Below are 18,948 nucleotides of genomic sequence, written 5' to 3' on the forward strand. Positions count from 1 at the left end.
AGTTCTTTATGAGATGAGATTTGATGGACGATGATTATACATAGCTAACTCAAGAGTCTAAACCCTAATACACGTCTGCACTTGTCGTCACCCTAAACTGCGGGTGATAATAGCGCCAAAATCTCATATTGTTTTGCGCATGCTCAATTATAAAGACACTGGTACCGGCTTTCCTGTTCTGCTCATCCATGGCCTGTTTGGCAATTTAGATAATCTAGCGGGTTTAGGCCGCGCATTGCTTGATGCTCATTTTCGAGTGATACAGGTAGATGTTCGAAATCACGGTGAGTCACCGACGTATGCGTCAATGTCATACGATGATATGGCTCAAGATATCGTTAGCCTGCTGGATCATTTAAATATTGCAGAGTGCCACCTTGTTGGCCATTCAATGGGCGGAAAAATAGCCATGCGAGTCGCTTTACGCCAACCTCAGCGGATAAAAGCTCTTGGAGTCGCCGACATTGCCCCAGTGCCCTATCAAAGTCACCATGTGAACGTACTCAAAGGGCTTGATGAATTGGAACGTAAGCCAACGGCCTCGCGTAAAGAAGCAGACACACTGTTGGCCGAGTTCATTGCTGAAGCCGGTGTGCGCCAATTTTTATTGAAAAACCTACGTTGGACCAATGGCCGAGCCGAATGGCGTCTGCGCTATCCTGAAGTAAAACAAGAATACGACGCAATCATTGGCTGGAATCGTATTGACGCCCAGTTCTGCCAACCCACACTATTTATCAAGGGCAATGATTCAGATTATATTACTGCTGAGTATCGAGAGGAAATCGCCAAATACTTTCCAACTTCCAAAGCAAAAATAATCCAAGGAACCGGGCACTGGCTTCATGCTGAAAAACCCGAAGCGTTCAATCGCATTGTACTTCAATTCCTTACAGGGGTTGGCTGATAGACGGGTGATTGTGTTATAGTCGCGCCACTTTTTCGTGTGAATTTCAGCTATGCAATCCAAGTGGTTAACAGAGCATTGGGACAAAATTGAGTCGATTGGACTTTATGTGTTCTTTGCAGTCATTTTCTTTTTCATCGGAATGGCCATTCAAGACGTATTAAAACGTGGTAACGTACCGTTTTTTGGACGCGCCATTGTCTGGTTGGTGCTATTTTTAGGATGTGCGGGTTTCATCGCCAAAGGTGTCATTCAGGCATTTTTTGAAGCCTCAGGTACTGGAGGCTAGAGCTTTAAATGGCGAAGCAGTTGAATGACCGCACAACGATTGATTTGTTTGCGGAAGAAAAGCGACCGGGGCGTCCTAAGACAAACCCGTTATCACGCGAAGCACAATTAAAAATAAACAAACGCAATCAACTCAAGCGCGATCGCGAAAGTGGATTGAAACGTGTGGAATTAAAACTGCACGAAGAATTTGTATCTCTGCTGGACGAGCAGGCAAAAGCCGAAGCGATGAGTCGCGCGGCTTACATTGAAAAATTACTTCGGTTGGCTGCACACAAATAAAAGCAGCGCTCCGACTATATTATGAATTGAAGTAGGAAAAACGAACATGGCAGCATTGGTAGGAATTTTCTTCGGCAGTGACACCGGCAATACAGAGAATGTCGCAAAGCAAATCCAAAAGCAATTGGGTAAAGACTTATGTGATGTTTACGATATTGCCAAGGCGAGCAAAGAAGACATTGACCAATACAGCTTCTTGTTATTTGGTATTCCAACTTGGTATTACGGCGAAGCTCAGTGCGATTGGGATGACTTTTTTCCTGATTTAGAAGCTTTATCGTTCGAAGACAAGCTTGTTGGTATTTTCGGTTGTGGTGATCAAGAAGATTACGCCGAGTACTTTTTAGACGCCATGGGCATGATTCGCGACATTACCGAAGCCCGAGGTGCAACGATTGTGGGGCATTGGCCAACCGAGAGCTATGACTTTGAAGCCTCTAAAGGTTTAGTTGATGAAAACTATTTTGTGGGATTAGGTATTGACGAAGATCGCCAACCGGAACTCACTGACCAGCGCATTAAGCAATGGAGCCAACAAATTTATGGCGAAATGTGCTTAGCTGAGCTGCAATAACTCACTTTAGCATAACCTTACTAACATCATCGTAGAAGCCTGCTGCCAACAACCGTCAGCGGGCTTCTTTGCTTTTAAGGCATTGACCACTCAATATTTCAAACATCAAACCATTTTGCCTGATTTTTAGTTTTGAAGTCATATTATGCAAATAAAGGTGGTTGATTTCAGTTTCTTTTATCGGCTCAGTCTCTATAATGTCTGGCATTGTAAAGGAACAGCACCGATACAGGCAGTAACCAAATGAGTGACGAAAATTTAGCGCTTCGCAAAGCAGGTTTAAAAGTAACGCTTCCAAGAATTAAAATTCTGGAAATGCTGCAAGCACCTGAAAACCAGCACATTAGCGCAGAAGACATGTATAAAAAATTGATCGATCAAGGCGAAGAAATCGGTTTGGCGACAGTTTACCGCGTACTCAACCAATTTGATGATGCGGGCATTGTGACTCGTCACCATTTTGAGGGTGGAAAATCAGTATTTGAACTCACAAGCCAAGAACACCATGACCACTTGGTATGCTTGGATTGCGGTAAAGTGATTGAGTTTTCAGATGATGTAATTGAAGAGCGCCAGCATGAAGTGGCGAAAGCGCACAACATCAACCTCACCAATCACAGTTTGTATTTGTACGGTCGCAGCACAGACGGTAAGTGTGAACACAACGATTGATATTGCGAATGATTCAGACATAAAAAAACCGGCATCAGCCGGTTTTTTTATGTCTGAATATTTACACCAACGGCCTATTCATCACGCTCAATCACAACGGTACGAGCTATCTTGTCATGCCAACCTTGCTTCTTGTCATCAAACGCAATCCAAATAAAGCCTAAACACAATGGGACCGTTGAAATAATATAACCGATATAACGCAACGCACATTGCATGCCGCTCATCGGCCCTAACGTTCTTGCATCCACAATGACACCTCGCCAAACCATCTTTCCTGGCGTTGCGGCAAAACGAAGCCAGAAAAAAATCACAATCGCGATAGGCAGCACGTAATTGACCACACCATCAGCCCATCCTTGTATAGGCTGTTCGGATGTAAAGTACTCAATACCATAGATAGCGAACAGGATCGGCAGGGTTACGAGCATTAACAACAATGAGTCGATAATACTCGATAACACTCGCTTCCAAAAACCAATATAAGTCACTGACTTTTCAGCTTGTTCAATACCCTGCTCAGTCATTTGTTGCGTTTCTTCCATGATTAACATTCCCTTCTTGATAAAATATTAAGCGCCAACTTTTGCCCAAGTGTCACGCAGTCCAACCGTTCGGTTAAACACTAAACGCTCAGGCATACTGTCTTTTTCATCCGCGCAAAAATAACCTTCTCGCTCAAATTGATAAGCAACTTGGCTACTCGCATTGAGCAAGGACGGCTCAACAATAGCTTCTTTGACCAACAAGGAGTCAGGATTTAGAACTTGAGTAAATTCCTCTGCTGCTGGGTTAGGTACTGTAAATAAGCGATCATATAAGCGAACTTCAGCAGCAATACCATGTTCAGCTGACACCCAATGAATGACACCTTTTACCTTACGACCATCGGCAGGATTCTTACCTAAAGTGTCAGCATCGTATGAACAGTAAACGGTTTGAATATTACCGCTTTCATCTTTCTCTACCCGCTCGGCTTTAATCACATATGCATTCCGTAAACGGACTTCTTTGCCCATCACTAAACGCTTATATTTCTTATTTGCTTCTTCGCGGAAGTCATCACGGTCAATAAACAATTCGCGTCCAAACGGTAATTCGCGCAGGCCTGCGTCTTCGTTATTCGGATGCACAGGCGCATTAATTATTTCGCTGCTGCCTTCGGTGTAGTTTTCGATCACAACACGAAGGGGATCCAACACAGCCATCGCCCTGGGTGCATTTTCATTAAGCTCTTCTCGAATACACGCCTCGAGCATTGCCATCTCAACCATATTGTCTTGCTTGGTGACACCAATACGCTTGGAAAACTCAACCAAACTACCCGGCGTATAACCACGGCGGCGCATCCCGGCAATGGTAGGCATTCGAGGGTCATCCCAACCATTCACATAACCATCTTCAACGAGGTTGCTAAGCTTACGCTTCGACATCACAGTGTATTCGAGGTTTAAACGAGAAAACTCGTACTGATGTGGGCGCGATTCAATATCAAGGTTGTTTAACACCCAGTCATACAATGCTCGGTTATCTTGAAACTCAAGCGTACACAACGAATGAGTAATGCCTTCAATAGCATCAGAAATACAATGAGTAAAATCGTACATTGGGTAAATGCACCACTTATTTCCCGTTTGATGATGCTCAATATAACGAATTCGGTACAGCACCGGATCACGCATCACAATCTGCGGGCTACTCATGTCAATTTTAGCACGCAAGCAACACTCACCTTCCTTGTACTCACCTCTGCGCATGCGCTCAAAGGCCGCCAAGTTATCTTCAACTGACGCATCTCGGTGTGGGCTATTTTGACCTGGCTCTTTTAATGTGCCTCGGAATTCTCTGATTTGCTCTGGGCTCAAAAAGTCGACGTATGCAAGGCCCTTCTCAACCAACTGCACTGCAAATGCATACAAATCATCAAAGTAATTTGATGAATAGCAAATATCACCATTCCATTTAAAGCCTAACCACTCAACATCGTACTTGATCGAGTCGATGAAATGTTGTTCTTCTTTTGCCGGATTCGTATCGTCAAAACGAAGGTTACATTGGCCTTGGTAATCTTTAGCAATACCAAAGTTCAAGCAGATCGATTTAGCATGGCCAATATGCAAATAACCATTGGGCTCAGGGGGAAATCGAGTATGAATTTCTTTATGTTTTCCGTCGGCCAAGTCTTTATCAATGATTTGACGAATAAAATTGCTTGGCTTGGGGGCGTTTTCCGCCTCAGTCATGACAGAACCTCTAATTATTATCTAGTCACTTAGATGACCGTTAATCATCCCTGATTGATTGAACAAAAACAACAGCGAAAATGATGAAAAAACCCAGCAAAATAGGCAATCACAGGTTACGCTGATGATTCAAGCCAAGATTCAAACAGGATGATGCAATGGCCTTTAAAAAGATTGTGATAACCGCTCCGGTAGAATGTGCACTCAAAGCAGACCAAATCACAAACGGAGAAGTCTTGCAATATTGGAAGAGTGAAGTCTCAGAGCACACCTACCAGCTGCATCTGGTGATGCTATCGGAGCACTGTCAGCATGTATTAGATGAAGTGGCTAAACGCCGAGCAACGTACGCTAACATTTCGGCCATTCAACACAATATTGATTTAGTGATTCCTCGTCCTCCAGAAGAAGAACCCGAAGCGACACAAGAAGACCAGGGAAAAGCTAAAAGTAATTCCACCAATCGCGATGAAATTTATTCCAACGTGAGCACGACGATTGATGCCAACAGTAAATTTTTTACCATGGTAGTTTTATCCGCTATTGTCGCAGCCACCGGCTTATTGCGAGACGACACCGCCATTATTATTGGCGCAATGGTCATTGCTCCATTACTCGGTCCAAACGTTGCATTAGCACTCGCCACAACCTTGGGTGATAAGCAGCTCATGGGGCGTTCGCTGAAGCTTTTAATACAAGGGGCCATCATTGCCACTGTGATGTCAGTGGCGGTGGGGTATTTGAGTACCGACAATTTGTTAGATATTCCAGCCATTGCAGCTCGAACCAACTTATCTTATTCCGATCTAGTCTTGGCTTTAGCGTCAGGGACTGCAGCAACGCTTGCTATTGTGACAGGTCAGTCTGGTACCCTCATTGGTGTGATGGTGGCCGTAGCTCTGATGCCACCATTGGTAAGCGCTGGCATGCTTGCCGGTAGCGGCCATTTTGTTGAAGCATTTAGAGCGGCACAGCTGTTGTTGGCCAATATTATTTGCGTAAACCTAGCGGGTGTTTTGACCTTTCAATTAAAAGGAGTACGCCCGCAATACGCATGGGAAACCAGTAAGGCCAAACGTCAAACAATCCGAGCGACAAGTATTTGGATTATCTTGTTGGTGATCTTGAGCTTCGCTATTGCTGACTTACCCAAATCTTGAGTTTCTGATCAATCCAAACACCAACAAACAGAACACCAAACAACACACGGCTAAAGCGGCGACAACAGAGCCGCTGATACCAAGTACGGCGTAACCAATCGCACTGATACCAGCCACCAACATGGCGTACGGCAACTGAGTTCTCACGTGTTCTATATGGTCACAACCCGCCCCCGTTGATGACAAGATAGTGGTATCTGAAATAGGCGAACAATGGTCGCCAAACACTGCTCCGGCTAACACTGCCGCAAGCATAGGTAGCATCATGCTAATTTCAGTTGCAGCCGCCATATCACCAGCAATCGGTAACATAATACCAAAGGTTCCCCAACTCGTACCTGTGGCAAATGCCATCACGCCGGACAACCCAAACAGCAACAACGGTAACCATTTCACATCAATTGTTGTGCCTACAAATGACGCCAAATAAGTCCCGGTTTCAAGTGAACTGATCACACTGCCAATAGTCCATGCAAAAGCCAAAATATAGATCGCCGGCATCATTGATTTTATGCCGTGGCCCAACGCAGCGAACACCAATCCTTGCGGCGCTTTCTGACGCTGAATCATGCTCAGAGCACTAAGCAACGCTACCAGCCCCCCCATCACCAACGATAAGCCTACATCCGTATTTTCAAGCGCACCCAGTACCGTCATAGGCTCGCCTGCCATTTGCAGTGCATAAACGCCGGTCATCAACAACGCCGATACTGTGGCTAAAATAAGGATCGCAATGGGGAGCAACAGATTTTGAACGCGTCCGTTGTGCATCGGCTCAAGCCCCGTCAGCGATTCTCTAGCGATTGCAGCACGTAAAACCTCCGGATCGCGAGCGGCAATTTCAGCGGTTTTCATGCTGCCTAAATTAATCGGCCAAATGGAAACCACTAACACCAAAACAATGGCAAACAGTGCGTAGAAATTCATTGGAATGAGCGCAACAAAGGCATGAATAGCCGTCATGTCCGTTAAGTTATGAGCAGCTAATATCCCGCCAATCACAGCGATGATATAAGCCCCCCAACTGGAAATAGGCATCAGTACACACATGGGGGCAGCAGTGGAATCTAACAGGTATGCGAGCTTTGCGCGCGAAATCTGCAGCCGATCAGCCACAGGGCGGCTAATGCTGCCAACCGCAAGGCTGTTAAAGTAATCATCAATAAATATGACAATCCCCAAAATCGCAGTCATCAAGCGTCCGCTTCGGGCTGAATTAATGCGTGTGAGCGCCCAGTTTGCGAAGGCTTCAGTGGCGCCGCTTGCCGACAAAATACTGGTGAGCATGCCAAGCAACAACAAAAAACCAACGATGTAAAAGTTCCAGGAATTTAGTGCACCGTCATCCCACACTAAATCGGTGATTTTTTCGGCCAGAACTGCACCGCTTACAATGGGGTCACCACCACCAAGTAACACGACCCCCAACGCAATCCCTAATCCTAGTGAGAGCAGCACTTTACGTGTGACGACAGCGGCTGTCAGTGCCAACAAAGGTGGAAGTAGCGACAAGGCTGAGTCGGCGTAGGTCATGCAAAGGTGCTCCGAGTAAAAAGGCTAAAGTCTGGAATTCTGGCACAAATTGCGGGCAATGCGAAAGTCCAAGGCCGAACTAACGCATTCTTCGATCGTAAATTTTCACAATTCAACAACCCAAATAAAATTCTAACAATGAATTGGCTATATCCATTACTGACAAGCAACAATAAAAGGAAAGGAACAAGCCCTCCGATAAACGAGAGTACCGAAGAGCGAAGGCAATCTTGGATATTTAAGGTGTTAAATTTTGGCCGCCAGCTCCGCGCCCTGACGAATTGCTCGTTTGGCATCTAATTCTGAGGCAACAAACGCGCCACCAATCAGGTGTACATTTGCTTGCAAAGAACGCTCAAGCTCATCGAACAGACATCGATCTGATTCTTGCCCTGCACAAATCACCACGTGATCGCACTCGATGACTTGCTCGCCATCGTCCACTTGAATATGAAGCCCGAGATCATCAATTTTGACATACTGCGCCCCGGCAACCATTTTCACACCATGTTTTTTCAATGATGTGCGGTGAATCCATCCCGTGGTTTTACCCAAGTTTGCGCCCACCTTGGACGTTTTACGTTGCAGCAATGTCACTTGGCGAGCGGCTTTAACGGCACTATCGTGCGGACCAGACAAACCACCAGCATTGGTAATGTTGGGGTCAATGTTCCACTCGTTCAGCCATGCTTCTACATTTTGCGAGCGGGACTCACCATGCTGGACAAGGTATTCGGCTACATCGAAACCAATTCCGCCCGCGCCAATAATGGCAACTTTCTGCCCAACCGGCTTCTTATCTCGAATCACATCGAGATAACTAAGAACTTTTGAGTGCTCTACACCTTGGATCGGCGGCGTACGGGGTTTTATTCCTGTAGCCACCACCACTTCATCAAACCCTCGCCCTGAAATGGATACTAAAGACTGGCGTTGACCAAGCTCAACGGTGACTCCTAATTGTTTCAAACGATGATTGAAGTAACGAAGTGTTTCATAAAACTCCTCTTTGCCGGGGATCTGCTTGGCAATATTAAATTGCCCTCCAATTTCGGCAGCTTGGTCAATTAATGTGACTTTGTGCCCCCGCTCTGCGGCATAACATGCAAACGCCAACCCCGAAGGACCCGCACCAATCACGCCTATGGCTTTGGCGTTCTGAGTAGGCTTCATCATTAATTCGGTTTCAAAGCATGCCAGCGGGTTCACCAAACAAGAAGCACGTTTACCCTTAAATACATGATCTAGACATGCTTGATTACAGGCAATGCAGGTATTAATTAAATGTGATTCGTCTCGTGCGGCTTTGTTTACAAATTCGGCATCGGCTAACATCGGTCGTGCCATCGACACCATGTCTGCTTTTCCTGACGATAAAATATCTTCACCCACTTGCGGATCATTAATGCGATTGGTGGTGACCAAGGGAATATTCACATGAGGTTTGAGTTTGGCAGTCACCCAGCTAAAGGCACCTCTGGGCACGCTGGTGGCAATGGTTGGCACACGCGCTTCATGCCATCCAATTCCCGTATTGATGATGCTGACACCTTCTTGTTCAAGCCTTTTCGCTAGTTCTATGACTTCTTCCCAACTCGATCCCTTTTCTACCAAATCCAACATGCTTAGGCGGAAAATGATAATAAAATCAGTCCCCACTTTCTGACGTGTTGCTCTGACAATCTCTAGTGCTAAGCGCATTCGGTTTTTGAATGAACCGCCCCAATCATCAGTGCGTTTATTACTGCGGACGCACAAAAACTGGTTAATCAAATACCCTTCCGACCCCATAATTTCTATGCCGTCGTAGCCCGCTTTTTGCGATAACTTCGCAGTATTGGCAAATGCGCGAATGGTTCTTTTGATACCACTGTTGGACAATGCTTTCGGTTTAAATGGGGAGATCGGTGCTTTCATTGCACTGGCAGAAACGTTCAGAGGATGGTAGCCGTAGCGCCCAGCGTGAAGTATTTGCAAACAAATTTTGCCGCCTTCTTCATGTACCGCTCGCGTCACTTTACGATGCTTTCCAACTTGCCAAGGATAGCTAAGCTGACAACCGAATGGGGCCAAACGGCCTCGAATATTCGGAGATATACCGCCCGTTACAATAAGGCCTACGCCGCCCTTCGCGCGCGCTCTGTAGAATTCAGCAAGCTTATCAAAGCCACCTTTCTCTTCTTCTAAACCTGTATGCATAGATCCCATCAGCACTCGGTTTTTGAGTGTTGTAAAACCAAGATCCAAAGGTGCAAGTAAGTGTGGGTAAGGTGTCGTCATAGAGGCTTCTTCTGTCCAATCATTTAAATCAAGACTAACACTGGTCTTACCAGAACAAAAATAGAGGAATGCAAAAGCTGTGCGCCAGCTTACATTTATTTACAACTAAAACTGGCTGACTCGCACCGGCTTAGTTAAAGTGCTGTTATAAGAACGATTAGTAAAATTCGACTCATCTAAGCAATATGGCGTCATTTATGAAAACACTTGGACGAATGGTACGCGGCCTTTGGCACGTATTAAATACAACACGGAAAGTTGTATTAAACCTTATCTTTATCGTAATTCTCATCAGCATCATTGCTGCAATGAGCAATCAAGAAGGCGAACCGAGTATCGAAGAAGGCGCTCTCATGCTTTCGATAAATGGTCGCGTTGTTGAGCAACTTCGCCCTTCCGACCCGTTTTCAGAAGTGATGACACAAATGCTCGGTGGCCAAGAAGAAGACCCCGAAGTACTTCTGTATGACATTATTCACGTCATTGATAACGCCAAGCATGATAAACGCGTCAAAGCGTTGGTCATTGATGTCAGTTCAATGATGTCGAGCGGCTTATCTAAGATGAGAGAAATTGGTTCCGCCATTGAGTCATTCAAAGAAGCCAATAAACCTGTCATAGCCATCGGCGACTGGTATAGCCAAGACCAATACTATTTAGCAACCCACGCTGACACCATCATGATGAACCCGAACGGCATGTTGGTATTGGAAGGTTATGCATCTTACCCACTGTACTTTAAGTCGATGCTCGAGAAACTAAAAGTCAGCACCCATGTGTTCCGAGTGGGGACTTATAAATCCGCAGTAGAACCTTTTATTCGTGATGACATGTCACCTGCAGCAAAAGAAGCCAATCAGCAATTCCTCGGCGATTTATGGGAAATCTACCTCACCGACATCGCCAAACAGCGCGGTCTCGACAAGCAAGAATTACGTCATAACATCATCAACATCACGGAGTTGATGAAAGAGCAGAACGGTAATATTGCAGCAGTGGCGCTAGAGACTGGGCTCATCGACGAATTGGCTGACCGCCAAACCGTTCGTACAGTGCTCACGGATTTGGTGGGATACGATGAAGAACACCATACCTTTAAACAAATCAATTTTGACCAGTATTTAGCCGTCTCGAAACAAAATAACAATATTGATGAAGACCAAGACTTAGTGGGCATTGTTGTTGCCAAAGGACAAATACGAAATGGCAATCAACCCACTGGGCAAATTGGTGGTGACAGCACCGCAAGGCTCCTGCGCCAAGCTCGAAACAACGATCAAATCAAAGCAGTAGTACTGCGAATCGATAGTCCAGGCGGTAGTGCATTTGCATCCGATATTATCCGTGCTGAAATCGACGAATTGCGGAAGGCAGGCAAACCCGTCATCGCATCGATGAGCAGTATTGCCGCATCTGGCGGTTATTGGATTGCAGCACCAACCGACAAAATATATGCGTCGCCCGCAACGATAACTGGCTCCATTGGTATATTCGGTATGATCACCACGTTTGAGAATAGCCTTGATTATATTGGCGTACACGCTGACGGTGTTGGCACCACGCCACTGGCCGGCGTAGGTGTAACACGCGCCCTGCCGCCAACCTTTGAAAATCTCATTCAGCAAAACATCGAACATGGCTATCGCAAATTCCTTTCGTTAGTTGCCGACCATCGAGAAATGACCTTCGAAGAAGTTGATAACGTCGCTCAAGGCAGAGTTTGGAGCGGCCTGCGCGCCAAAGAGCTTGGCTTAGTGGATGAGTTCGGGGACTTGAATGCGGCAATTTCAGATGCCGCTGAGCTAGCAGGCCTCAGTGATTACGATACTCAAGTTGTTGAAAAGCCATTAACTGAGCGTGAAAAATTCATACAAGCTCTCTTTAGTGCAAGTGCGAGTGTCATACCTGAAACGGTATCGACGTCCAATCACTCTATGGTTCGAAATCTACTCGGCCAAGTCGAACAGCGTTTTGAGTTCGTTACACGAGTAAGCGATCCAATGCATGCCTACGCATTGTGTTTGCAGTGTGAATTATAATAATCACAGGTCATAAACATTCGAGTGATAAAAAAGTCCGGACTTCCGGGCTTTTTTTATGGTGAAGGGATTGAAGCATGCGTAAATCAATTTATGTTGCATACACAGGTGGAACCATTGGCATGCGTCGTTCATCCGGCGGTTATGTGCCAACTCCAGGTCATTTGGTTGAAAGCCTCGCGGCCATGCCCGAGTTTCACCGCGATGAGATGCCACTGTTTGAGATTCACGAGTATGATGACCTTATCGACTCCTCAGATATGGCACCGACCGACTGGCAGCGCATCGCAGATGACGTTCAAGCCAACTACGACAGGTTCGATGGTTTTGTGGTACTTCATGGCACCGACACCATGGCATTTACTGCGGCTGCGTTGTCATTCATGCTTACCAATTTAACCAAACCGGTGATCGTCACAGGCTCACAAATACCACTTGCAGAGCTCCGCTCTGATGGTCAAATCAACCTGCTCAACTCGTTATACCTTGCGGCAAACTACCCTGTTGCTGAGGTGTGCTTATTCTTCAACAATCAATTATTCAGGGGAAATCGAAGCAGTAAAGTTAATGCTGATGGTTTTGATGCGTTTGCATCACCCAACTACCCATCGCTGATTGATGTTGGTATTGATATTCGCGTGAATGCAGGCTTAATTAGTCATCATACTGGGCAAGAACCACTCAATGTGCAAACCATAACGCCACAGCCTATTGGCTTGATACGCCTATATCCGGGTATCATGCCTGAGCTGGTCAACAATATTATTCGGCAGCCAGTGAAAGCCATCATTATGCAAAGCTATGGCGTTGGCAATGGCCCCAGCAGTGGTGCGCTATTGAATGTATTCAAAGAAGCCGACGAACAAGGGATTGTAGTGGTTAATGCCACTCAATGCCTCAAAGGGCGTGTGAATATGGCAGGGTATGCCACCGGTAATAAAATTGCCGAGACCGGCGCTGTTTCGGGCATGGATATGACCATTGAAGCAGTGCTCACTAAGCTGCACTTTTTACTCAGTCAAAACCTCGAGCCAAGTGTTATTAAACAGTCCATACAGCAAAACCTACGCGGCGAGCTAACCCTTTAGCCATTTACAAACTGAAGCTCAGGGAGTTCAATACGGATTCTGGGGAAGCCCATCTGCGATGCTATAGTAGTCGCCCTTCTCGGCCACAAAAATATGCTTGTGTAACTGAATTTGAGTGGTTGTATCGAACGCGCCCAACGCAATCGCAAGCCAATTGTGCTTTTGCTGATCAGTGGGATCGAAGAATATAGAGGAGCCACACTTAGCACAGAACCCGCGCCGTACTTTGCCGGACGAATGATACCAATTTAAGTCTGCTTGACCATTGATAGTGACCATCTTGCGCGGTACATCCACACTCGCTAAAAAGTGCCCTGTCCATTTGCGACATTGCTGACAATGGCAGGCATCTGCCATTCCCAAGTCGCCCTCAACTTCAAACGAAATTGCGCCGCATAAACACGAACCTCGATGCATTGTTTTACCCTCAAGCATGAACGGCGATCATGACAGCTAAGTCAGTAAGAGAAACGTTTTCAATCTTAATCTGTTTATCGTACTGAATATTGAGCGCACAAAAAAGGCCTCACCATGAGACCTTTCATAGAAGCTGATGACTCGAATTATCACTAAGGTTTGAATCGAGCGATATCTTCCTCATCGTCCATGGGAGAATCGGAAAATTGAGTTTTAAGCACTTTTTTGCTTTTTACATTTAGCTCTCCGCCTGCTGCCACCGTCATATGATCGGTTTGCTCCATGTGCATGGCTTGATACGCAATCACAGCTTGCAGGCTATGCTCTTTTTGAGAGGCTGTTAAAGCAGTGCCATCTGCCCATTTACCAAGCTCTACGGCTGACTTTAGCTTTTCGTATATTTCAGGTGTCATACCCGATATTAATTGCTCTAAATTCATTGAGTTATCTACTCCGCACCTTTTGAACCACCATGAAACAGCGCAGTGCTAAATACCACACTAAACCAACTGTACCGATCACTTGCCCTGCCAGCGGCATCCAGGGGTACGTTTTTGCATCGCCTAAAAAGTACATCAATACGCCTGTGCAAAACACCAGCATGGCAACAAAGGATTGGGTCATCAAACGCTGCTGACGTTTAATCACAGCGATATCACGTCGCGCTTCCAATTGCGCTTCACTTAAATCATTTAAGTTCGCATCGCAATGAGGGCATTCTGTGGCTTTACTAGAAATTTTTTTAGAACAAGAGATGCAATCAACTAAGGCCATCGATAAAGCGTTCCTAAAACAAAAACAGGAGCCATAATAGCGGCCCCTGTGAGTGAGTTTCAATCAATAAGTCGTGATTTTAATGAACAACTATTCCATTTTCTTCCAATAATCTTTCACCGATTGCTTCATCTCTTTACTGAGCATCAGCAAACCAAATAAGTTAGGAAGTGTCATGAGTACGATGGCCACTGCAGCTAAATCCCAAATTAAACTGGTATCTGCAAACGAGGCCCAAAAGAATCCCGCCACGTAAATCACTCGATAAGGCATTACGCCTCTGACGCCAACTAAGTAAATCATCGCGCGGTCGCCATAGTATGACCAAGCAATGGCGGTGGAAAATGCAAACAACAACAGGCCAATCGAAACAATGTACTTGCCGGAATCACCTAAATAACCCTGACTAAATGCAATAGTGGTAAGCCGAGCTGAATGCACAAGCGATTCTCCACTCACAGCGATGCGCACCACTTCGCCGTCTATTTTAGGATTTTTAAGTTTACCGTCCTCAACGAACAATTGGCCATTGAAAACCGTGCCCCCAGCTTTGTATACCGTATTTTCAGCCACAGAGCGCGCTGCAAGCAACGTAAACTCACCACCAATGACTTTGCCATCTTTGACGCTCAATGTGCCGTTAAATGGCTCTACTTCGTTATTTTGAGCATTTAGGAATGCGCCTAACTGGCCTCGGTCAGCTTGATCAGTGTCATCATAAATACCCGACAAGTAAGTCATATCTGAACGCTCAAAGGTATTTTGATGCTTTTGGTTCCAAACCCCCGATGACAAAATCACCATGCCCGTCAATGTACAAATGATAATGGTGTCAATAAAGGGCTCGAGAATCGACACCATGCCTTCTGACACGGGTTCATTACTTTTGGCAGATGCGTGCGCGATTGGAGCTGAGCCTTGACCGGCTTCGTTGGAAAATAAACCACGATTCACACCACGGTTAAACGCATATGCAAATGAAGCGCCTAAGAAGCCACCCACAGCGGCTGAGCCGGTAAAGGCATCACGAAATACAGAGACAAATGAAGGCACAAGATTTTCAATGTTGTAGGCAATTACAGTTAAAGCGCCCACCACGTAAATCACGGCCATGAGCGGCACAATGCGTGAGGTGACCGCCGCAATGCGTTTAATACCGCCTAAAATCACTAGGGCCAACAGGACAGCCAATACCCCACCGGTCAACATTGGATCAAGGCCAAACGTCGCTTGCATGCCTTGTGCAATGTTATTCACCTGCGGCAAGCTACCGGTGCCAAATGAGCTGATCACAGTCGCGATAGCAAAAATAATCGCCAGCCATTTCATATTCAGCCGGCGATCCATAAAGTACATTGGGCCACCCGCCATGGTACCGTCGGTTGTTTTTACGCGGTACTTATGTGACAAGGTAACTTCAACGAACTTAGTGGTCATGCCGAAAAATGCGGTCATCCACATCCAAAATAACGCCGCTGGCCCACCCAAGAAGATAGCAAACGCAACACCACCAATATTACCCGTGCCTACCGTGCCCGAAAGTGCAGTGGCCAGCGCTTGAAAATGCGATGTGTCTCCTGGCTCTTTACTGTGATCAAATTTACCTTTGCCCCGAACCACCTTCCATGCGTGTGCAAAATATCTGATTTGGGGGAAGCCTAAATAGAGGGTGAAAAATAAGCCGGTTCCAAGCAGCAAATATGGAAAGTACACGGCGGAACCCAGCACACTATCAAGCGCTAAAATCCATTCTCGTAAGGTATCCAAATGGAATACTCCTTTTTCTCAATGATGACCCTGAAGGGTGTTTGTAGTTTAAGTGTCAGTCCATCGTTGCTATTCACACCATAGAAGAAAAAGCCTGAGACAGGAAAATTCAAACGAGGAATAGAGCGATATCAGTCATACGCTGATTTTTGTTCGCTTAGCGCGCCGCACTACAAATTTTTTGATGAACCGGAATGACTGTCGATACCAACGTTACACAGATTCGGGGAAAGTGAAAAGGCAGACGTTATAATTTGGTTAAAAACCGCGCGTTCGGTGATAAATAACACAGCGATTGAATAAGTTTTGCTCGAAGAGAATAAAATCGTCACAAAGGGTGTTGACAGGCAACAGACATGCCCTTAATATTCGCCCCGCTTTCGCAGTTAACCAAGCGAAACGCAATTCCCCTGTAGCTCAGTTGGTTAGAGCGGTGGACTGTTAATCCATGTGTCGTTGGTTCGAATCCAACCAGGGGAGCCAAATTTAAACTTTGGCTGTTAATTAAACAGCGAGAGTAACCAGTTATTCCCTTGTAGCTCAGTTGGTTAGAGCGGTGGACTGTTAATCCATGTGTCGTTGGTTCGAATCCAACCTGGGGAGCCAAATCAATTAAGCCTCGCAATCGCGAGGCTTTTTTGTATCTGGTTCACAATGAATCTCACTCAAAACCTTGCCGATCGGCTTCATCGACAAAGTCATCTCGATTGTGTAGGTTTTGCTATTTCAATAGCGTCTGGTAAAGCGCTTCATTCGCCTTTGCCATGACATCAATACTAAATTCGTCCAGCATCAACTGCCGTCCCTGTTCACCGTATAGATGCCTCAATTCGTTTGATCCCAACAACCTCAGCAGTGCGCTCTTGAGCTCATCAACACTACCCGGCGTAACCAGTAGTCCATTGATTTCATGCCTTACCGCTTCAGGAATGCCACCCGCGTTCCCCGCAACAATAGGCACTGCACATGCACTTGCTTGCAATAAGCTCACGCCCAAGCCTTCTTTAAATGCGGGATGTACCACTATATCCAGCCCGGGTACCAGTTGGTCCATGTCTGTTCTAAAACCGGCCATTTGAACGTGTTCGCTCAAGCCATCTTGTTCAATCCTGTGGGTTAGCTCATCGGCCAATGGTCCTTTGCCGAAAATCACGACACGAACATTTGGATGTTGTTGAATGATATCGGGAAGCGCATCTAACAACACTGCATGGCCCTTACGCTCGATTAGTTGCGCGATCACCCCTAACACCAAATGCTGTTCGGTCAAGCCAAATGTCGAGTTCAGCTGCTGACGAGCCGCTTTATTTGGCTCAAAACGCTGAGTATCTACAGCGCTGCGTATGGTTTGAATATGTTCGGGCTCTACACCCTCTCGGATCAGAACTTGACGAATGCCTTCGGAAATAGTGATGACTTTACGAAAGCCATGATACTTCCTACGCGCGAACCAATGAGGCTCGGTGTTATCAACACGTCTCGAAACGACAGCGGGAATCCCCGTTCGTTTTGCGGCAATAAGGCCCCACATATCAGCACCGCGACGAGAGTGCACATGAATCAATTCAATATCATGCCGGCGGATCAAGCGCACCAGCCGAGACACAAGACCGATATCTAAATCGCCTTTCATCACACACGGCAATACCTGTGCAACGTTTGCAGCTTCTCGTTCAATATCACTATTCGGAGGGCATGCTAAAAAATGTTCATGGGGCGAGTCTTTCAGCGCCTGTAGTATATAAAATACTTGCTGAGCGCCACCGTAAAGATGGCGGCCGGCTTCAACGTGCAGTATGCGCATGAAGAACTTTCTCCAATTCAGTCATGACTTCATCTGCATTAATGCCGCGAAGACAGGTAAATGCACCATCGCACGTTGGACGACGTCGGCATGGGGAACATTCTAGATCGTGGTAAATCACCGATGCACCTGCCCACCCGGTATCAATGTATGGACGGGTTGAACCAAAAATTGCCACTACGGGAGTTTCCATCGCAATACACAGATGAGTCAGGCCGGTATCTACACCTACTCCACACTGGGCATGCTCGATAATTGCAGCCGTTTCAACCAGACTCGTTTGCCCCACTAAGTTGACGATTTCGCCATTGCTATGCGCCATGATTTTTTGTGCATGCGCTTCATCGGCAGGCCCGCCCAACATCACCAGAGGAACGCCATAGCGTTGGTAATGCTGTGTGACAAAATCGTGCCAATGTTCGTCAAACCAATGTTTTTGAGGTCGTGTGGTAAACGGCAACATCACCGCATAATCACCCGTTACCCCCAATTGCTGTAGCTTGTGCTTGGCGCTGCCCAAGGTTGAACCGTGATAACCAATGGTCATCCTGAAAAACGCCTCAGGATCAGCTCCTAGGTATTTCGCCATTTGACGATATTCAGAGCTGATACGGGGGTCTGTTCGAGACTTATTAATGGCATCCGTTAAGAACCAATGAGACTTTTCTTTCGATTTAAAACCATAGCGTTTCGGTGCCCCACTGAGCCAGGCCAAAAAGCTACTTTTGAGAAGGCCTTGAACATCCACAGCAATATCAAAATTCATTTGATGCAACTGTTCACGAAATTCACGTATAGCTCGCCACAATTTTCTATATTGGCGGGCTTTCCATAACGCTTGCCAGTCATGACGAGGCCAACTTATGATTTGATCAATGCCGTTTGTTTCTTTCAGGATTTGCTGTGCAGCAGGCTCCGCTAGCCACGCGATATGAGCATCGGGATAGCGGCTTTTAAGCGCAGGTACAATACCAGATGCCATAATGACATCACCAATTGCACTCAGCCTTACGATAAGTATTCGCTCCATAAAGGGTTTGAATGTCCAGACAAGAATGAGCTAACGATTGGTGTATGATACGATCCGTTTTCAACATTCGCTATGCTCAGCTCAAAAACG

The 18,948-nt window shown here is 46.1% G+C and carries 18 protein-coding genes and 2 tRNA genes; 10 read left to right on the top strand and 10 right to left on the bottom strand.

Translation table 11 applies throughout. The annotated features are described in order from the left end of the window. Positions 1-139: 139 nt before the first annotated feature. From NAF29_RS14135 to fur, 5 genes are all read left to right on the top strand, one after another. Positions 140-907 (top strand): alpha/beta fold hydrolase, encoded by a 768-nt coding sequence (locus NAF29_RS14135; protein WP_251262271.1) that lies wholly within the window; start codon positions 140-142, stop codon positions 905-907. Positions 908-959: 52 nt separating this feature from the next. After that, positions 960-1,196 (top strand): DUF2788 domain-containing protein, encoded by a 237-nt coding sequence (locus tag NAF29_RS14140; RefSeq protein ID WP_251262272.1) that lies wholly within the window; start codon positions 960-962, stop codon positions 1,194-1,196. An 8-nt stretch (positions 1,197-1,204) separates the two neighbouring features. Further along, on the top strand, positions 1,205-1,477 hold the full coding sequence (ybfE, locus tag NAF29_RS14145) for a LexA regulated protein (protein ID WP_251262273.1): 273 nt from the start codon (positions 1,205-1,207) through the stop codon (positions 1,475-1,477). 46 nt (positions 1,478-1,523) lie between these two features. Then, positions 1,524-2,051, top strand: coding sequence for a flavodoxin FldA (gene fldA / locus NAF29_RS14150; RefSeq protein WP_251262274.1), 528 nt, complete (start codon positions 1,524-1,526; stop codon positions 2,049-2,051). A gap of 243 nt (positions 2,052-2,294) precedes the next feature. Further along, positions 2,295-2,723, top strand: coding sequence for a ferric iron uptake transcriptional regulator (fur, locus tag NAF29_RS14155; RefSeq protein ID WP_251262275.1), 429 nt, complete (start codon positions 2,295-2,297; stop codon positions 2,721-2,723). Positions 2,724-2,797: 74 nt separating this feature from the next. Here fur and NAF29_RS14160 read toward each other — a convergent pair whose 3' ends face one another. Both NAF29_RS14160 and glnS read right to left on the bottom strand, forming a co-directional pair. After that, complete coding sequence (locus tag NAF29_RS14160; RefSeq protein WP_251262276.1) at positions 2,798-3,268, bottom strand: RDD family protein; 471 nt, start codon at positions 3,266-3,268, stop codon at positions 2,798-2,800. Between the two features lie 27 nt (positions 3,269-3,295). Then, positions 3,296-4,966 (bottom strand): glutamine--tRNA ligase, encoded by a 1,671-nt coding sequence (gene glnS, locus NAF29_RS14165; protein WP_251262277.1) that lies wholly within the window; start codon positions 4,964-4,966, stop codon positions 3,296-3,298. Between the two features lie 158 nt (positions 4,967-5,124). Here glnS and NAF29_RS14170 point away from each other — a divergent pair, with 158 nt between their 5' ends. Then, positions 5,125-6,126 (top strand): TIGR00341 family protein, encoded by a 1,002-nt coding sequence (locus tag NAF29_RS14170; RefSeq protein WP_251262278.1) that lies wholly within the window; start codon positions 5,125-5,127, stop codon positions 6,124-6,126. Here NAF29_RS14170 and NAF29_RS14175 read toward each other — a convergent pair. Next, positions 6,112-7,659 carry a Na+/H+ antiporter NhaC family protein gene (locus tag NAF29_RS14175; RefSeq protein WP_251262279.1) on the bottom strand — a complete coding sequence of 516 codons (1,548 nt, stop codon included), beginning with the start codon at positions 7,657-7,659 and terminating at the stop codon, positions 6,112-6,114. The two genes, NAF29_RS14170 and NAF29_RS14175, sit on opposite strands and share 15 nt — an antisense overlap. A 246-nt stretch (positions 7,660-7,905) precedes the next feature. Next, positions 7,906-9,939, bottom strand: a complete 2,034-nt coding sequence (locus NAF29_RS14180) for an oxidoreductase (protein ID WP_251262280.1) — start codon at positions 9,937-9,939, stop codon at positions 7,906-7,908. Between the two features lie 197 nt (positions 9,940-10,136). Between NAF29_RS14180 and sppA the strand changes: the two genes are divergently transcribed. Beyond that, the gene (gene sppA, locus NAF29_RS14185; RefSeq protein WP_251262281.1) at positions 10,137-11,978 is read left to right on the top strand and encodes a signal peptide peptidase SppA; all 1,842 of its coding nucleotides are present in this window, start codon (positions 10,137-10,139) and stop codon (positions 11,976-11,978) included. A gap of 77 nt (positions 11,979-12,055) precedes the next feature. Next, on the top strand, positions 12,056-13,066 hold the full coding sequence (gene ansA, locus NAF29_RS14190) for an asparaginase (RefSeq protein WP_251262282.1): 1,011 nt from the start codon (positions 12,056-12,058) through the stop codon (positions 13,064-13,066). 27 nt (positions 13,067-13,093) lie between these two features. Here the strand turns inward: ansA and NAF29_RS14195 are convergent, their stop codons facing one another. From NAF29_RS14195 to NAF29_RS14210, 4 genes are all read right to left on the bottom strand, one after another. Beyond that, positions 13,094-13,483 (bottom strand): GFA family protein, encoded by a 390-nt coding sequence (locus NAF29_RS14195; RefSeq protein ID WP_251262283.1) that lies wholly within the window; start codon positions 13,481-13,483, stop codon positions 13,094-13,096. 152 nt (positions 13,484-13,635) lie between these two features. Then, positions 13,636-13,923, bottom strand: coding sequence for a YeaC family protein (locus NAF29_RS14200; RefSeq protein WP_251262284.1), 288 nt, complete (start codon positions 13,921-13,923; stop codon positions 13,636-13,638). 4 nt (positions 13,924-13,927) lie between these two features. Next, a complete protein-coding gene (locus NAF29_RS14205; RefSeq protein WP_251262285.1) occupies positions 13,928-14,257 on the bottom strand; it encodes a hypothetical protein in 330 nt (109 codons plus the stop codon). A gap of 90 nt (positions 14,258-14,347) precedes the next feature. Continuing rightward, positions 14,348-16,024, bottom strand: a complete 1,677-nt coding sequence (locus NAF29_RS14210; RefSeq protein WP_251262286.1) for an alanine/glycine:cation symporter family protein — start codon at positions 16,022-16,024, stop codon at positions 14,348-14,350. A gap of 406 nt (positions 16,025-16,430) precedes the next feature. On the opposite strand from NAF29_RS14210, the gene NAF29_RS14215 reads away from it, so the two are divergent. Together NAF29_RS14215 and NAF29_RS14220 are read left to right on the top strand one after the other, a co-directional pair. Then, positions 16,431-16,507, top strand: a tRNA-Asn gene (locus NAF29_RS14215). Positions 16,508-16,553: 46 nt separating this feature from the next. Next, a tRNA-Asn gene (locus NAF29_RS14220) sits at positions 16,554-16,630 on the top strand. A gap of 115 nt (positions 16,631-16,745) precedes the next feature. On the opposite strand, the gene NAF29_RS14225 is transcribed toward NAF29_RS14220, so the two are convergent. Further along, a complete protein-coding gene (locus NAF29_RS14225) occupies positions 16,746-17,828 on the bottom strand; it encodes a glycosyltransferase family 4 protein (protein WP_251262287.1) in 1,083 nt (360 codons plus the stop codon). After that, positions 17,809-18,858, bottom strand: coding sequence for a glycosyltransferase family 9 protein (locus NAF29_RS14230; protein ID WP_251262288.1), 1,050 nt, complete (start codon positions 18,856-18,858; stop codon positions 17,809-17,811). The genes NAF29_RS14225 and NAF29_RS14230 overlap by 20 nt, the downstream gene beginning before the upstream one ends. Positions 18,859-18,948: the final 90 nt, after the last annotated feature.

The organism is Echinimonas agarilytica, from assembly GCF_023703465.1.
In the GTDB taxonomy this organism is placed as follows: domain Bacteria; phylum Pseudomonadota; class Gammaproteobacteria; order Enterobacterales; family Neiellaceae; genus Echinimonas; species Echinimonas agarilytica.

What these genes read in the sequence shown, in the direction of transcription:
- NAF29_RS14135 (WP_251262271.1), top strand. Translation starts at nt 140, where the DNA reads ATGCTCAATTATAAAGACACTGGTACCGGCTTTCCTGTTCTGCTCATC.
- NAF29_RS14140 (WP_251262272.1), top strand. Translation starts at nt 960, where the DNA reads ATGCAATCCAAGTGGTTAACAGAGCATTGGGACAAAATTGAGTCGATT.
- ybfE (WP_251262273.1), top strand. Translation starts at nt 1,205, where the DNA reads ATGGCGAAGCAGTTGAATGACCGCACAACGATTGATTTGTTTGCGGAA.
- fldA (WP_251262274.1), top strand. Translation starts at nt 1,524, where the DNA reads ATGGCAGCATTGGTAGGAATTTTCTTCGGCAGTGACACCGGCAATACA.
- fur (WP_251262275.1), top strand. Translation starts at nt 2,295, where the DNA reads ATGAGTGACGAAAATTTAGCGCTTCGCAAAGCAGGTTTAAAAGTAACG.
- NAF29_RS14160 (WP_251262276.1), bottom strand. Translation starts at nt 3,268, where the DNA reads ATGGAAGAAACGCAACAAATGACTGAGCAGGGTATTGAACAAGCTGAA.
- glnS (WP_251262277.1), bottom strand. Translation starts at nt 4,966, where the DNA reads ATGACTGAGGCGGAAAACGCCCCCAAGCCAAGCAATTTTATTCGTCAA.
- NAF29_RS14170 (WP_251262278.1), top strand. Translation starts at nt 5,125, where the DNA reads ATGGCCTTTAAAAAGATTGTGATAACCGCTCCGGTAGAATGTGCACTC.
- NAF29_RS14175 (WP_251262279.1), bottom strand. Translation starts at nt 7,659, where the DNA reads ATGACCTACGCCGACTCAGCCTTGTCGCTACTTCCACCTTTGTTGGCA.
- NAF29_RS14180 (WP_251262280.1), bottom strand. Translation starts at nt 9,939, where the DNA reads ATGACGACACCTTACCCACACTTACTTGCACCTTTGGATCTTGGTTTT.
- sppA (WP_251262281.1), top strand. Translation starts at nt 10,137, where the DNA reads ATGAAAACACTTGGACGAATGGTACGCGGCCTTTGGCACGTATTAAAT.
- ansA (WP_251262282.1), top strand. Translation starts at nt 12,056, where the DNA reads ATGCGTAAATCAATTTATGTTGCATACACAGGTGGAACCATTGGCATG.
- NAF29_RS14195 (WP_251262283.1), bottom strand. Translation starts at nt 13,483, where the DNA reads ATGCATCGAGGTTCGTGTTTATGCGGCGCAATTTCGTTTGAAGTTGAG.
- NAF29_RS14200 (WP_251262284.1), bottom strand. Translation starts at nt 13,923, where the DNA reads ATGAATTTAGAGCAATTAATATCGGGTATGACACCTGAAATATACGAA.
- NAF29_RS14205 (WP_251262285.1), bottom strand. Translation starts at nt 14,257, where the DNA reads ATGGCCTTAGTTGATTGCATCTCTTGTTCTAAAAAAATTTCTAGTAAA.
- NAF29_RS14225 (WP_251262287.1), bottom strand. Translation starts at nt 17,828, where the DNA reads ATGCGCATACTGCACGTTGAAGCCGGCCGCCATCTTTACGGTGGCGCT.
- NAF29_RS14230 (WP_251262288.1), bottom strand. Translation starts at nt 18,858, where the DNA reads ATGGAGCGAATACTTATCGTAAGGCTGAGTGCAATTGGTGATGTCATT.